At 38.5% G+C, this 14,541-nt stretch carries 11 protein-coding genes; 7 read left to right on the plus strand and 4 right to left on the minus strand.

The features are described from left to right. The first annotated feature begins 172 nt into the window (after positions 1-172). Entirely contained in the window at positions 173-517 is a 345-nt protein-coding gene (locus GYY70_RS05480) for a DMT family protein (protein ID WP_037393604.1), read from the plus strand. Between the two features lie 73 nt (positions 518-590). Here GYY70_RS05480 and dcd read toward each other — a convergent pair whose 3' ends face one another. Then, the gene (dcd, locus tag GYY70_RS05485; protein WP_025330196.1) at positions 591-1,157 is read right to left on the minus strand and encodes a dCTP deaminase; all 567 of its coding nucleotides are present in this window, start codon (positions 1,155-1,157) and stop codon (positions 591-593) included. A gap of 89 nt (positions 1,158-1,246) precedes the next feature. After that, positions 1,247-2,149: a recombination-associated protein RdgC gene (locus GYY70_RS05490; RefSeq protein WP_025330195.1), complete on the minus strand. Its 903-nt coding sequence runs from the start codon at positions 2,147-2,149 to the stop codon at positions 1,247-1,249. 377 nt (positions 2,150-2,526) lie between these two features. On the opposite strand from GYY70_RS05490, the gene GYY70_RS05495 reads away from it, so the two are divergent. Genes GYY70_RS05495 through GYY70_RS05505 form a run of 3 tightly spaced genes read left to right on the plus strand, consistent with a single transcriptional unit; the run spans position 2,527 to position 8,499 of the window. Beyond that, entirely contained in the window at positions 2,527-4,956 is a 2,430-nt protein-coding gene (locus GYY70_RS05495; protein ID WP_174831549.1) for a TerB N-terminal domain-containing protein, read from the plus strand. Between the two features lie 4 nt (positions 4,957-4,960). Next, on the plus strand, positions 4,961-6,265 hold the full coding sequence (locus tag GYY70_RS05500) for an ATP-binding protein (RefSeq protein WP_174831550.1): 1,305 nt from the start codon (positions 4,961-4,963) through the stop codon (positions 6,263-6,265). Continuing rightward, a complete protein-coding gene (locus tag GYY70_RS05505) occupies positions 6,265-8,499 on the plus strand; it encodes a DEAD/DEAH box helicase (RefSeq protein ID WP_174831551.1) in 2,235 nt (744 codons plus the stop codon). Before GYY70_RS05500 ends, GYY70_RS05505 begins: the two co-directional genes overlap by 1 nt. A 25-nt stretch (positions 8,500-8,524) precedes the next feature. On the opposite strand, the gene GYY70_RS05510 is transcribed toward GYY70_RS05505, so the two are convergent. Beyond that, positions 8,525-10,153 (minus strand): phosphoethanolamine transferase, encoded by a 1,629-nt coding sequence (locus GYY70_RS05510; protein WP_174831552.1) that lies wholly within the window; start codon positions 10,151-10,153, stop codon positions 8,525-8,527. Positions 10,154-10,298: 145 nt separating this feature from the next. Between GYY70_RS05510 and GYY70_RS05515 the strand changes: the two genes are divergently transcribed. Genes GYY70_RS05515 through GYY70_RS05525 form a run of 3 tightly spaced genes read left to right on the plus strand, consistent with a single transcriptional unit; the run spans position 10,299 to position 13,033 of the window. Continuing rightward, positions 10,299-10,997 carry a VIT family protein gene (locus GYY70_RS05515; RefSeq protein ID WP_084548249.1) on the plus strand — a complete coding sequence of 233 codons (699 nt, stop codon included), beginning with the start codon at positions 10,299-10,301 and terminating at the stop codon, positions 10,995-10,997. Between the two features lie 6 nt (positions 10,998-11,003). Further along, on the plus strand, positions 11,004-11,666 hold the full coding sequence (locus tag GYY70_RS05520) for a response regulator (protein WP_037475621.1): 663 nt from the start codon (positions 11,004-11,006) through the stop codon (positions 11,664-11,666). Then, on the plus strand, positions 11,663-13,033 hold the full coding sequence (locus GYY70_RS05525; protein WP_174831553.1) for a histidine kinase dimerization/phospho-acceptor domain-containing protein: 1,371 nt from the start codon (positions 11,663-11,665) through the stop codon (positions 13,031-13,033). The genes GYY70_RS05520 and GYY70_RS05525 overlap by 4 nt, the downstream gene beginning before the upstream one ends. Before the next feature lie 127 nt (positions 13,034-13,160). Here GYY70_RS05525 and GYY70_RS05530 read toward each other — a convergent pair whose 3' ends face one another. Then, positions 13,161-14,525 (minus strand): MFS transporter, encoded by a 1,365-nt coding sequence (locus GYY70_RS05530; RefSeq protein WP_174831554.1) that lies wholly within the window; start codon positions 14,523-14,525, stop codon positions 13,161-13,163. Positions 14,526-14,541: the final 16 nt, after the last annotated feature.

Below are 14,541 nucleotides of genomic sequence, written 5' to 3' on the forward strand. Positions count from 1 at the left end.
AAACTGGTACCTAAAGAGGTACTTTATTACCGCCAAATTCCATTTATTTATATTATTTTCAACAATATAAATAAATACTCTATTTTTCATTCCGAGTATATGAACAAAACCATTTCTTCATTGTATGATTTATCTTATTAAGAGATCATCAATTTATATACACCACATCATTATGCATTACTTAATTGTTATTTGTTTGCTCACAGCATCCAATCTGGTCATGACTACTGCATGGTACTGGCATATTAAACCTAATAATTACCAATTTCCACTTTGGCAGATTATTTTGATTAGCTGGGGAATTGCTCTATTTGAATATTGTCTTGCAGTGCCGGCCAATCATCTGGGGGCACAGTGGGGAATTAAACCATTCCAACTGAAGATTATTCAGGAAGTAGTGACACTGGTCGTATTTACCCTGTTTGCGATTCTTTATTTAAAAGATGAATTCAGACTTAACTATTTAATCAGCTTCGGCTTTATTCTTGGTGCAGTATATTTTGCTTTTAAACGCTAATCTGTAAAACCGCCGCCTGAACATCGCAATTTTTAAGGACGCAATCGCGTCCTTTTTCAAACACAGACTTATATCAAGCTTTAGGTAAAGTTACACCCGTCTGCCCCATATATTTACCGGCACGATCCTTATAAGAAGTAGCGCACTCTTCATCACTTTCAAAAAACAATACCTGTGCCACCCCTTCATTAGCATAAATCTTAGCCGGTAATGGCGTGGTATTGGAAAATTCCAGAGTTACATAGCCTTCCCATTCAGGTTCAAATGGCGTGACATTAACGATAATACCGCAACGTGCATAAGTGGATTTACCCAGACAAACAGTCAGAACATTGCGCGGGATACGGAAATATTCCACAGTACGTGCCAAAGCAAACGAGTTAGGCGGAATGATGCAAAAGTCGTCTTCAACAGTTACAAAATTACGCGTATCAAAATTTTTCGGGTCTACAATAGTACTGTTGATATTAGTAAAAATCTTGAATTCGCGTGCACAGCGAATATCATAACCATAGCTGGAAGTACCATAGGAAATGATTTTTTCACCGTTTAACTGTTTAATCTGATTAGGTTCAAACGGTTCAATCATGCCGTGCTCTTCACTCATACGGCGTATCCATTTGTCTGACTTAATACTCATGACAGTATCCTTAATAAATTTAGCGCATTATACCGAAGCCAATGCCACTGTTGCAGGCAAATTGCGACTATTTACGCCGTTTAAAGCCATTATTCCGGTAACCAGCCGCCCAGATGATGCACCAGCTCAGCAAGCAGATCGCCTAAGGCTTCTGCCATCAGTATTTGTGATGCGAAGGTTATACTTTGCATATCGTCTCCCTGCCCTGCAGCTTCCTCCTGAATCACATCCAGAAACTGAATACGTTTAAGAGTAAAATCCTGCGTCAGCACAAAACGTACTCTGTCCTGCCAGCATAACCCCAACTGAGTAACAACCTTACCATTTTTGACCAGATTAACCACTTCCTCTGCGGTTAAATCCTGATGGCTGATACGAACTACTGGTGCAGCATCACCCAGTCCTTTGAGTTCACAATCACAGTCCAGCTCAAAATGACCGGCAGCATCTCCTCTTAACAGCCATTCCGTCATCAGACTACCTGGCGACTGCTGAGTGCGTGGCAGCTTCGCTTCCAGCCCACCCAGTGCCTCACGTAATTTCGTAAGCAGCATTTCAGCACGGTTGGCATTGGCCTGATTAATCATTAATAAGCCGCGCTGAGTATCAATAATGGCTTCTGTTTTACCACTTTTAGTAAAAGCACGCGGTAACAAATCATCGGTGATGGTTTCTTTCAGTTCCATCTTCTCCTTACGCCCGACATTCCGCCCCTCAGCTTCGCGTATTTCATTAATTTTTTCGTCAAGAATATCTCGCACCACGGCTGCCGGTAATACTTTTTCTTCTTTTTTTAGCGCAATACGCCATGTATTCTGTGCCGGAAACACCATCTCCGGGCTAAACGATACAGGACTGGCAAAACCAATACTGTCCCAATCCAATCCCATACACGGCTTAAACTGAGCTTCGGTCAGCTTATCAACTAAAGTTTCTAAATTCGGCAGATTGTCTTTATTGAGCGGATAAATACTTAATTGCTTAAACCACATGCGTAATTTCTTTCACAGCCAACTAGGAAATGAGTGATTATACGGCAGCTTGAACCTAAGTGCGTTATCTATACAACTTAATAAAATAATAATTGCTCAAATAAATAACCAAGTTAATTTCTTCAAAAATATTAATATAGTATAAGAATTGACCTAGTTAATCATCTCAATAGCTTTATACACATCAAATTTATTGTACATAAAACAACACAAACTAATAAATTATTCCATTTCAAATTAAAAAAAGCCAAATAACTTGGCTTAAATATATATATGGTCGTAATATCTAAAAATATATTTACATAAAATGTGTATTAGGCAGTCAGCTTTTGTTTGTTAACTATTTCTATATGTTTTTAACATTGAATTAAAGTGGAATGGCATTTTATAAAATGGTGATTTTTACTTGTATAGCAATTTTTTTTTCATTAATAATCATCTTTTCCAATAAAAAGCAAAAACCACCAGCTCCAAGATCACGCAATCGTATTCAGAAAAGCTCGGCTTCGCAAATAGCCAAACCTCATCAAGATAATATTTTGTCTGTAGAAACAGAATCTGAAAAATCAGAATATGATAGCAACACGCAACAACCCTATTCTCAAAATAATATCAATTCAGTTATTATCGAGTTATCGACTCAATATAATAATGATAAACAATCAGTTAATAAAAATGAAGATGATGAACTGGTAACTTTTACAATTACCTCCGATAATTATTCAAAAAAATCAGAAATTCAGGATATCGAAGACGGACGCTGGCTCCCGCTGGATAGTTCAATTACCATTCAAAACCGGGAATTGAACAAAGGATTTATTTTCTACGGCAGTAAATTAATGGGATTAAACGGATACAGTAGTGAAGATAGTTTGATTGATCCTGCTTTACCTGTGTCTAAACCAGTTGAAATTGAAAATGAGACTGAATTCTATACTGATGCTACATTATGCTATTGGCCAAACTATTCAGAACTTTCTCCTCAATGTCGCGGGATATATTTAGATTGGCTGGCATCTGATCGTTCTCATCCCAATATGCCTATAGGCTATGTTTTCCTATATTTTTATGGTTTGGAACGTCGCATCATTGCCAACAAAAACTCCATTCATTTAATTGATACAAAAGAATATTTTGAAATATTTTATGAAATAATACGTTTACGGAAAATTTATGACAGTAATTATTCTTTCAATAATTATTCGGGCAATTTACTGGCATTAATGATCTATTTACGTCCAGCTATTACCAAACAGCTGAAAAATGAATTATTCCAATTTTCAAATGAATTATTTTTTAAACTGATACTGGCTGTAACAGTAAAAAATGAAAAACCTGTAAAGGCAAGCTTAGCATTAGACTGGTTAGATTACACTTCTGAATATTATTTCAGAACAGCTGCACGACGCTGTAAAGAGGAGTTTCGACAGCTTTTCTTTCTGAAATTTAATGAACATTTTCCTGCGGGTATCCTGATTAAACCTAATAAGACAAGATTAAAAATCGACTATCAGGCTGCAAATCGCTCTATTGGCTTTTGCCAATGGGATAATCCCAATTTACCAGACCCAAGCATATTAACAAAACCTTTAAAAAGCTTGATTGCAATAGCGGAACTATGTACAAATTTACTGGGTGAATACAGCCGTTACTTAGCAAGAGAAAATTCTTCCCGTAACGATATTACTGCCCTAACTTTGTTGCCGGCAGAACTGTTTAATAAAAATGATTCTGCTGTAATTAAACAGTTCAGAGCATGGGTCAATCATGTCTTGCTGGAGCAGAACGGTTTGGCTTCGGTAAAGGATTTTTGGAAAAATATCAATACCGAATTACCAAAAGCAATTAATAAAAAAGAAAATGAGCTGATGCAGCGGATGGCAAACAAATTTGGTTTAACTATAATACCTGACAGCCGCATTCAAACAATTAAAATCAATCCTGAAGATAAAATTGTAATACATGATTGTCCGGATTTAGTGAATTTTCAGCCCAGTGCAGAGTTTCGATATACTGAGCTATTAATAAGACTAGGCGTAATCGTAGCAAATATTGATGGTTTTATTCATGAGAAAGAAAAAGAATTACTAAAACGTTTTATAGATTCTAATCAAGATTTACAAGATACAGAAAAACAGTATTTACAACTTTTTTTATTATCGTGTTTGAATAATACTCATGGCATGCAAGGTTTAAGAGATAAAATAGCAAAACTTGATTCCAACCAAAGAAAAATTATTAGTCATCTGCTCATTTCCATTGCTCTGGCAGACGGTGATGCAGCACCTGCTGAAATCAAACAGATTGAAAAATTATACACTGCTTTAGGGTTAGACAAATTTACCGTAGTCAATGACATTCACACACTATCAGCATCCTCCAACAAAGCTCTGCAAAAACAACCATTAGCAGCATCAGAAAATAATAAAACTGATACAGATAAAAAAAGCAATATTATCCTTGACTCGGCTATTCTTAAACTGCATGAAAGCGAAACCAGTGATGTGCAATCGTTATTAAGCTCTATATTTACTGATATTGAAGAAGAACCGACAGTACCTCAGCCTGAATTGCCGGATAACCAGAATCTTGATAGCACTCATCAACAGTTCTTAAACATTTTGATTACAAGAGAACATTGGAAGCGTGATGAATATATTGAATTATGCAAAAAATTTAATTTATTGCCCGACGGTGCAATTGAAACCATAAACGAATGGGCCTATGAATGTGTAGATGCACCACTTATAGAAGAAAATAATGATATTTATATAGATTTTGAAATATTAACTGAATTACAAGGATAAAATGATGGCAGAAAAAAAAATCAGAGCAAAAGAAAGAGATGCAATTATTCAATCCCTGAAAGCAGGTGTTACTCCGAAAATCGGTATTCAGTATATACAGGTGGGAAGAGTTAATGAATTAAAAGCCATGATACAAGATATCCAGCGTATAGAAGATGGAGGAGCTGCTTTCAGGCTGATTATTGGTGACTATGGTTCAGGCAAAACTTTTTTTATGAGTGTAGTAAGAGCAATTGCACTGGAACGGAAATTAGTAACATTACATGCAGATTTATCTCCAGACAGACGCCTGCATGCTACTGGTGGTCAGGCCAAAAATCTCTACTCAGAATTAATGAAAAATATGTCTACACGTAATAAACCTGATGGAAACGCCCTGACCAGTGTTGTAGAAAAATTCATTACCCAAGTTCAGAAAGAAGCAGAAAGCAACGACTACAGTGTAGAGAAAGTTATTCATAAAAGACTCACAGCCATATCTGAAATGGTTGGAGGTTATGATTTTGCCAAAGTTATTGAAATATATTGGAAAGCAAGCGAAGAGGATAATGAACATTTAAAAGCTTGTGCGATTAAATGGTTAAGAGCAGAATACAGCACCAAAACCGATGCCCGCAATGATTTAGGGGTGAGAACCATTATTTCCGACGCTTTTTTTTACGATGCTTTAAAAATAATGAGTCTATTTGTACGACAGGCTGGTTATAGCGGATTATTGGTTAATCTGGACGAAATGGTAAATTTATATAAGCTAAGCAATACACAGGCCAGAAAATCTAATTATGAGCAAATACTACGCATATTAAATGATTGCTTACAGGGAAATGCTGAATATATTGGCTTCTTATTAGGTGGAACACCTGAATTTCTGCTTGATCCTTACAAAGGCTTATATAGTTATGAAGCATTGCAAACAAGACTTGCAGAAAATAATTTTGCTAAACAAGCAGACGTAATCGATTACTCATCCCCAGCATTACATTTAGCCTGTCTTTCCCCTGAAGAATTATATATTTTACTAAAAAATCTTCGGCATATTTATGCCTCAGGAGACAGTACTAAATACCTTGTCCCAGATGATTCTTTAACGGCATTTCTGATTCATTGTAACCAAACCATCGGAGAAGCCTATTTCAAAACGCCACGTAACACTATTAAGGCATTTTTGGATATGCTTACCGTTATAGAACAACATCCAGAGATTTCATGGCAGCAACTACTTGAATCACTCAAAATAGAAGAAGAAAAAAACTCTGATATGGAAATAGAAATTGAAAATGATGATAATCTGACAGATTTCAGACTGTAATGCAAAGCTATCATTTACTAAACCAAAAAGTAAAGAAGTGGATTTACCAGCAAGGTTGGAATAGCCTGCGAGAAATTCAGCAACTTGCTATTGCTCCGATACTTGCTGGAAAAACCGATGTATTAATTAGTGCCTCAACAGCTGCAGGCAAAACAGAAGCTGCATTTTTGCCTGCCTGTAGTAAATGCATGGAAATACAAAATGGAGTAAGTATCTTATATATCAGTCCATTAAAGGCATTGATTAATGACCAGTATCGTCGCCTTTATAGTCTGACGAAAGTGCTGTCGATGCAACTTACCCCATGGCACGGAGATATTCCTGCAAACCAGAAAACTAAATTTAAAAAATCTCCCTCTGGTATTCTGCTAATTACACCGGAATCGTTAGAATCAATGCTTCTCAATGATTCTGGCTGGTTCCGAAAAGCTTTTCAGTCATTGCAATATATCATTATTGATGAATTTCATGCTTTTATCGGTCAAGAAAGAGGCATACAATTATTATCATTGCTAACTCGTACTGAGCACCTTATTGGCAAGCTAAAAACACCAGTTCCACGCATTGCCTTAAGTGCTACATTAGGCGATTTAAACAGTGTTCCTCTGTCGCTACGACCAAATCAAAGACTCCATTGCCAGATAATTCGCGAAACCCATGCTCATTCTTCACTTAAATTACAAGTACGTGGCTATATTGATCAATCTAAACAGGATGAGATAGAAAATCGTTTTTCTAAAACTACTAATACTGTTACAGATCAAATTTGTCAGGACATATTTCGCTTTTGCCGCGGTAGTAACAATCTTGTTTTTGTTAATAGCCGACCAAAGTGTGAAAAAATTGCTGTTTGCCTGAGTGATATGTGTGAGCAAAAAAATCTGCCGAATGAATTTTTCCCGCATCATGGCTCTTTAGCAAAATCATTTCGGGAATCCTTAGAACAACGTTTACAGAAAAGTTCACTTCCTACTACTGCAATTTGCACCATGACGCTTGAATTAGGAATTGATATTGGTAAAGTTAATTCGGTTATACAAATAGGTAGCCCGCATTCAGTTTCTAGTTTGCGACAGCGGGTAGGACGAAGTGGCAGACGTGGCAATTCATCAATATTACGGATGTTAATAGCTGGAACAAAAAAAACAGAAACATCTAATTTTATCGATTTATTACATCTGGAATTAATTCAAGCTTTAGCGATGGTACGTCTGTTAATCAGCAGTAACTGGTTTGAACCAGTCGATAACGGCTTGCTTCATTTCTCAACACTTTTGCATCAAATTTTGTCTGTACTTGCTCAATGGGGTGGTATCCGGATAGAACAGCTTTACCAATTATTATGCAAGGAAGGACCTTTTCAAAACGTTACCACATCACAGTTTAAAAGTTTGCTCAGACATATGGGTTCAGAGCAATTAATTGGACAGACACACAACGATATTCTGATTTTAGGCGTAAATGGTGAAAAACTTGTTAACCATTATACTTTTTATAGTGTCTTCCAAACTCCGCTTGAGTATCGGGTAATAACCAAAAACAAAACGCTAGGATCTATACCTGTCACGAATATACTCATAAAAGGACAAAATATCATTTTTGCTGGCCAGCGCTGGCAAATAATCAGCATTGATATTTCAGATAAAATCATTTTAGTTGATAAAACAAAAGGAGGAGTTCCTCCGACATTTCAAAATAATAGTTTAAATATTCATGGAACTATCCGTAAGGAAATGTATCAAATATTATGTGATGAAGATTTCAGGATATCAGCTGCAAACGGGAAAGCAGATTTTACCGATAATAATGCTAAAAACCTGTTTATTGAAAGCTGTCGTTTTTTTAAATATTTTAAACTTTCTACAGAAAGATTAATCCAGTACGATAACACAGTGTATATATTAACGTGGGAAGGAGACAAACTTATTAATACTCTCTTTGCCCTTTTACATCGGAAAGATCTGACCCTAGCGATAAATAATGGAATAATCTTAGTATATGATAAATCAATTGAAGATGTCGAAAAAATATTAAAACAACTTGCTGAGGAAGATTTTGGTGAAGATTGGGCACTTGCACAACTTGTTCCAGAACAAAAACAGGAAAAATTTGACTCTTATCTCCCTGAACATTTGTTATTAATGAAATATGCGCGTCAGGCTTTTGATCTACAAGCAACAAAAAAATGGTTACAGCAATTTGCTCATACAAAATCAGAAATTACTAAAACATAATATTCATATAATAATTATTTTCAAATCAATAATTAAAGTTATTTTTCCGGCACGATGCGAATAAATCCAGCTGAGTTTGGTATTCACTGGTTCTCACATCCATTAGTCCCAGTACTGAATGAAAAATATTATCATGTGAAAATTCTTGCTGATGCGCATGCCAGCGTAAGCAGTTCATATCCAGATTACTGATTTCGGCAAAATCATGGTTTGCCCAGAACAGCATAGGTACACGGGTTTGCTCTTCCGGTGCAATGGCATAGGGTGTTGCATGCAGATATATACCGTTTTCACCCAAAGATTCTCCATGATCAGAAAAATACCACATCGCACTGGCCAGACCGGATTCATTTTGTAATAACTTAATTATTTCTGCCAGTATATGGTCTGTATACAGTACTGTATTATCGTATGTATTACGCAATTGCTCCCTGGTACATTGCTGAATCTGATTCGTATCACAAGTCGGTATAAAGCGCCGGAATGCCTCAGGATAACGCTGAAAATAAGCGGGACCGTGACTACCCATTGTATGCAATACCAGTACAGCATCATCAGGCATATTAGTAATCATATCGTGTAAATTAATTAACAGGCTTTCATCCAGACAACCATCACTATTACATTTCAAATTCGGCGCCCAGTCCCGCACATCCAGATGACGGATACGGTCACATACACCTTTACACCCGCCATCATTATCACGCCAGCTTACCGCAACTCCTGAACGTTGCAAAACATCCAGCAGCCCTTCCTGATGTTTTGCCAGATTAGCCTGATAATACTGGTGTGGCATATTCGAGAAAAGACAGGGTAAAGACACAGCCGTTGCTGTACCACACGAACTAACCTGAGGGAAATTGACAACCTGATTACCCATAGCAGCAAGCTCTGGCGTAGTCTGACGCGGATAACCATTCAATCCCCAATTCTGAGCGCGCGTGGTTTCACCCATCACCAGTATCAATAACCGCTTATTCCCATGACGCTGATGACTGGCATCCAGTCCTATGCGTTGCAAAGGCTGATGAGCATCATATGAGTTATAAGCTGTTTTTACTGCTGCTCCGACAAAATTAGTGGGCACTATTAAATGATTCACAGTCTTATTATTCCGGAAAAAAGAAATATAACTGCCATACGCAAGCAGAATAACTGTAAAAACCGTAATTAAAGAAACAATTATGACCACAATTCGTTTGCCGAATTCACGATACCATGGTTTTGTATAATGAATATTAACACCCCAGCAATACCACTGCGCCGGCAATAAGCCGGTAATGCCCAGCCACATCCAGAATTGAGGCGTTAGCCAGGCACCGGCTTCACCCATATCAGTTTGCATAATGTTTTGCAGCATATTGGCATCAAAATAAATATGCTGCATCATCACTGCATAACTTACAGCTGAACCCAGCAACAGAAGCAGTGGCACCATCAACCGGTGTAAATATGGCCAGAATAACAACTGCATACAAAAATTCATTGCTGCCAGCATCAGAACGGGTACGGTAAACCAAAAAATAACATTATTTTTCAGGGTTACATGCTGAAACAGATAGCTCCAGAAACCTACATTAAATATCAATAAGATATAAATACTGAGCAATAATATGGCCCGATTGCTGCTTAATACCCATTTCGACTGCATCATCAGCCCCTGTTAACTAAACAGCGGCAAGTGTAAAAAAACAGCCTTAAGTGAAGCTTAAGGTAAACCATGCCAATAGGCGGCGTCATTGTGGTACGGTAATTAATATGTCTGCAAAGTACTAATTTGTACTTATCAGGAGCCCGAAATGAGCCAGTCATGGCATGATGAACAACATTTTTCTAATCGTAACAATTGGTTACGTGCAAGCGTTCTTGGCGCTAACGATGGACTGATTTCCACTGCCAGCCTGCTAATGGGGATGGCAGCAGCCGATCCGGATCAGCATACCTTGCTTATATCCGGTATTGCAGCGCTTGTTTCAGGTGCCGCCTCTATGGCTGCGGGAGAATATGTTTCCGTTTCCAGCCAGCGCGATACAGAAGCAGCTGATTTACGCAAAGAACTGGACTCACTTATCCGATATCCGGAAATAGAACTGGAAGAACTGGCTAATATTTATCGTCAGCGTGGTTTAAACAAAACACTTGCACAACAGGTTGCCGAAGCTCTAACCAAACATAATGCCCTTGAAGCCCACGCCCGTGAGGAAATCGGTATCACCGAAGTCAGTAAAGCCAATCCGCTTCAGGCAGCTTTGGCTTCCGCACTGTCTTTTGCTTGCGGTGCTTTGTTACCAGTATTACTATCTCTGTTAAGCTCTACCGTATGGCTGATGAGCATACTGTCGGTTACCACCATAGCCGGTCTTGGTATTCTGGGCTGCATATCAGCACATCTGGGCGGAGCTCCCAAACGTCCGGCTGTAATCCGAATAGTCATATTAGGTGCACTTGCACTGGCCTTTACCAGCATGATAGGTCGGATTATTGGTATCACTATATAAAAAAATATGCGTATACTTATTCTTGAAGATGACAGAGACATTGCTGACGGCCTCACTGCCGGTCTGAGCCAGCAAGGTATGGCATGCGATATTTTTGCATCCGGCCGCCTTGGAGAACAGGCATTAAGTGTAGCACCATACGATGCTGTAATACTTGATTTAAGTCTGGCGGAAAGAGATGGTATGGACGTTTTAAGCCATTGGCGCAGCAAGAATCTCAGTACACCGGTTTTGATTCTCACTGCCCGCGATGCCCTGCCCGACAGACTTGCCGGTCTGAATGCCGGTGCTGATGATTATTTATGTAAACCTTTTGCGCTTGATGAAGTGATTGCACGTTTGCATGCGCTTATTCGTCGCAGTCAGGGCATCAGTCAGACCGAAATTAACTTCGGGCAGCTGAGTCTGAAACTTAACTCCTGTCATGCCTGCCTGTATGGCAAACCACTTAATCTTACCCAGCGTGAATGGCTGTTATTACAACTACTCGTCACTCATCCGCAACATGTTTTCAGCCGTGCTCAAATCGAAGATAAACTGTATAGCTGGGAACAGGAAGTCGAGAGCAATGCCATAGAAGTACACGTGCATCATTTACGTAAAAAAATCAGCACAACCATTATTCGTACCCGGCGCGGACTGGGCTATCAGCTCGGAGAGGCACCTTGAAGCCAACCACCGCTATCAGCCGGCGCTTAATTATCTATCTTGGTATCACCCTGCCACTTCTGTGGATTCTGACAGCCATCATTAGCGCAGTGGCGGTAATGCATGAAATCAATGAAGCCGGTGATACACAGATGAGTCAGCTGGCACAGCGATTATTACATACACCGATCAATCTCAATTCCAGCCAATATCCCGCTTTACCATCTATTCCAAAACCACAGCGCGGGCTTATTGATGCTAAAGAATCCGGATACGCCATCTGGTATAAAGGTAAACTGATTAATGCCGATGAAACAGGCCAGTCTATTCCCTATCAACCAGATTATCAGGGATTTATCAATCAGGGATACTGGTGGCAAAGCCATGCATGGCGTATTTTTTATCTGAACAGTCCTCAGCAGCAACTCAAAGTAGCCGTATCATTCAGTATGCACGAACGTTTGCAAACTGTATTGCGTGCAGTATGGTCTCAACTGGCAGTATCTATACTTGCTCTGCCGCTTTTACTATGGCTGATTGCATGGAGCGTACGCCGTGGTACACAGCCACTTCAGACACTGGCACAAACTCTGTACCATAGAGAACCGCACAGTATTACACCTCTTTCTAATATTGCACCTACCGAAATTCTGCCTATTATCACTGCATTAAATGATTTATTTCAGCGTATAGAACAATCTCGCGCACGTGAACTGCGTTTCACAGCAGATGCAGCACATGAATTGCGCAGCCCGTTAGCCGCACTTAAAGTACAAACAGAAGTGCTGGCACTGACCAGTCTGAACGATGCTCAGCAACAGCGTGTACGCAGCATTGAACACAGCATCGACCGCACTACCCGTCTGGTCGATCAGCTTCTTACTCTTTCCCGCCTTGATCCACTTACCGAGTTACCCCATACCGAAGCAATTAACTGGACAGATATTACCAATGACGCTATAGAGAGTGTCAGCTTGCTGGCACGTGAACGCCAGTGTCGTATCCTGCGGCAATTTAATACTGATGCGGCGGCAGTATTACCTATTTGCGGTGACCATACCCTGCTGACTATTCTTATCCGTAATCTGCTTGATAATGCCATTCGCTATAGTCCTGAACACAGTATTATTAATTTAACCCTAAACACAAACTCTATCAGCATAACTAATCCCTGTAATGATATTGCCTCAGAAAACCTGAAACGTCTGCGTGAACGCTTTTTCCGGCCGGCAGGGCAAGAAAGCAGTGGCAGTGGCTTGGGACTGTCTATTGTTGATGGTATTGCCCAGCTGCACTGGCTGCAAATGGAATTAGATATAGTAAAGATTAGAAAGTATAAAAATGAAACTATTAATTTCCAGGTTAAACTGCAACAAAAAGCATCATAATACAATAATATTAACTAAGGATTTGTTTGTAAGACGGTGGGGCTTTTAGCTAATGTTTGCACTATTCTCTCAGCAACAGACTTGTTAATCGGCGCCCAAAATTCATATAAATGAACCAAATCTTATGTTAAGCGATTTTATTCACTCGACCAAAGAAAATATAGGCAATAACAGCAATAACACCAAATACAAGAGATACAAAAAACATTACATGGTAAGCATTGTTTACTGAAATTAATTGAGCTTGCGTCAGGTAGATAAGTATTCCTGATAATACTCCCCCAAATGCGCCGCCAATCTGCTGTACAACACGCGTGACAGCACTCGTGTCCTTAATTTGATTTTTATCACAAAACTCGAATGGAGAAGACAGAACAGCAATCGTGGCGATGCCTAATCCGGAGCCTCGAACAGTAAAACCGATGATTTCAGAGGCGTTCCCACCAACTTGAATTATTAATATACTTATTGCTGATATTATTAATCCTACACCAATAATTAGAAATGAATTTATCTCACTTAGAGATTTATAAATAAATTTTCTAGCCAACCAGGCACCTACACCTTGCAGGGCAAGCAGCATACCAATATATGTAATAGATACATTATCATTTATTGCTTGTATTAAAGGAAAAAAAATCATAAAACCAAAAAAGATAAGCGACGTCAGAAACCCCATCATTATTGACATTGAATATTGAGGACTATTAAATGCACTTAAATCAATCAGTTTACTGTCTGACTTGTTATTAGTAATAAGCGAAATCATCATCAAACCAATACCGAAAACCAGCATAATAATATTAGAAATATCAAAAAAATGCCCAGATGCGATATTTTTAATAGAGATAAAAAATAGAATTAAAGAAATTAAAAATGTCATAAATACATAAATATTCATATTGTATTTAGACGTTTTATTAGCGGGTATTGTCGTCCTGCCAAAGAAAAAAGCCACAAGTACTAAAGGTATGTTGATAAAAAAAGCTATTCTCCAATTTAACTGTTCTGATATGATTGCTCCAAAAACTGGTCCTAGTGCAGGAGCAAAGACTGACGGAATAGCAATCAATGCCATAACCGGCTTTAGTCTTTCCTTACCAAAATAAGTCGCTATTGTGGATTGAGTAATTGGAATTAATATTCCTGCACCAAAACCTTGCAGACATCTAAACAGAATTAAAGAAACCAGATTATATGAAAATCCAACCAATATAGAACCTACAAGAAAAACAAAAATTGAGTATATCCATGCTTTCTTGAGTCCAAATCTTTCATGTATATAAGGAGATAGTAATATACCCGCAGCACAGGCTAGCATATATACAGTAACAGCCCACTGTATATAAGCATAAGAGGCATTAATGTCATTCGAAATTGAGGATAAAATAACATTAACAATGCTGCCATCCAGTAATGGCAATATACTAGATAGCGTCATAGCAAACACTAACTTTCTTTCTGCGGCCGTCAGCTCAACTGATTGTGCCATGTCAACCTCTCTCTAG

The organism is Snodgrassella sp. ESL0324 (assembly GCF_013344955.1).
GTDB classification, from domain to species: Bacteria; Pseudomonadota; Gammaproteobacteria; order Burkholderiales; family Neisseriaceae; genus Snodgrassella; species Snodgrassella alvi.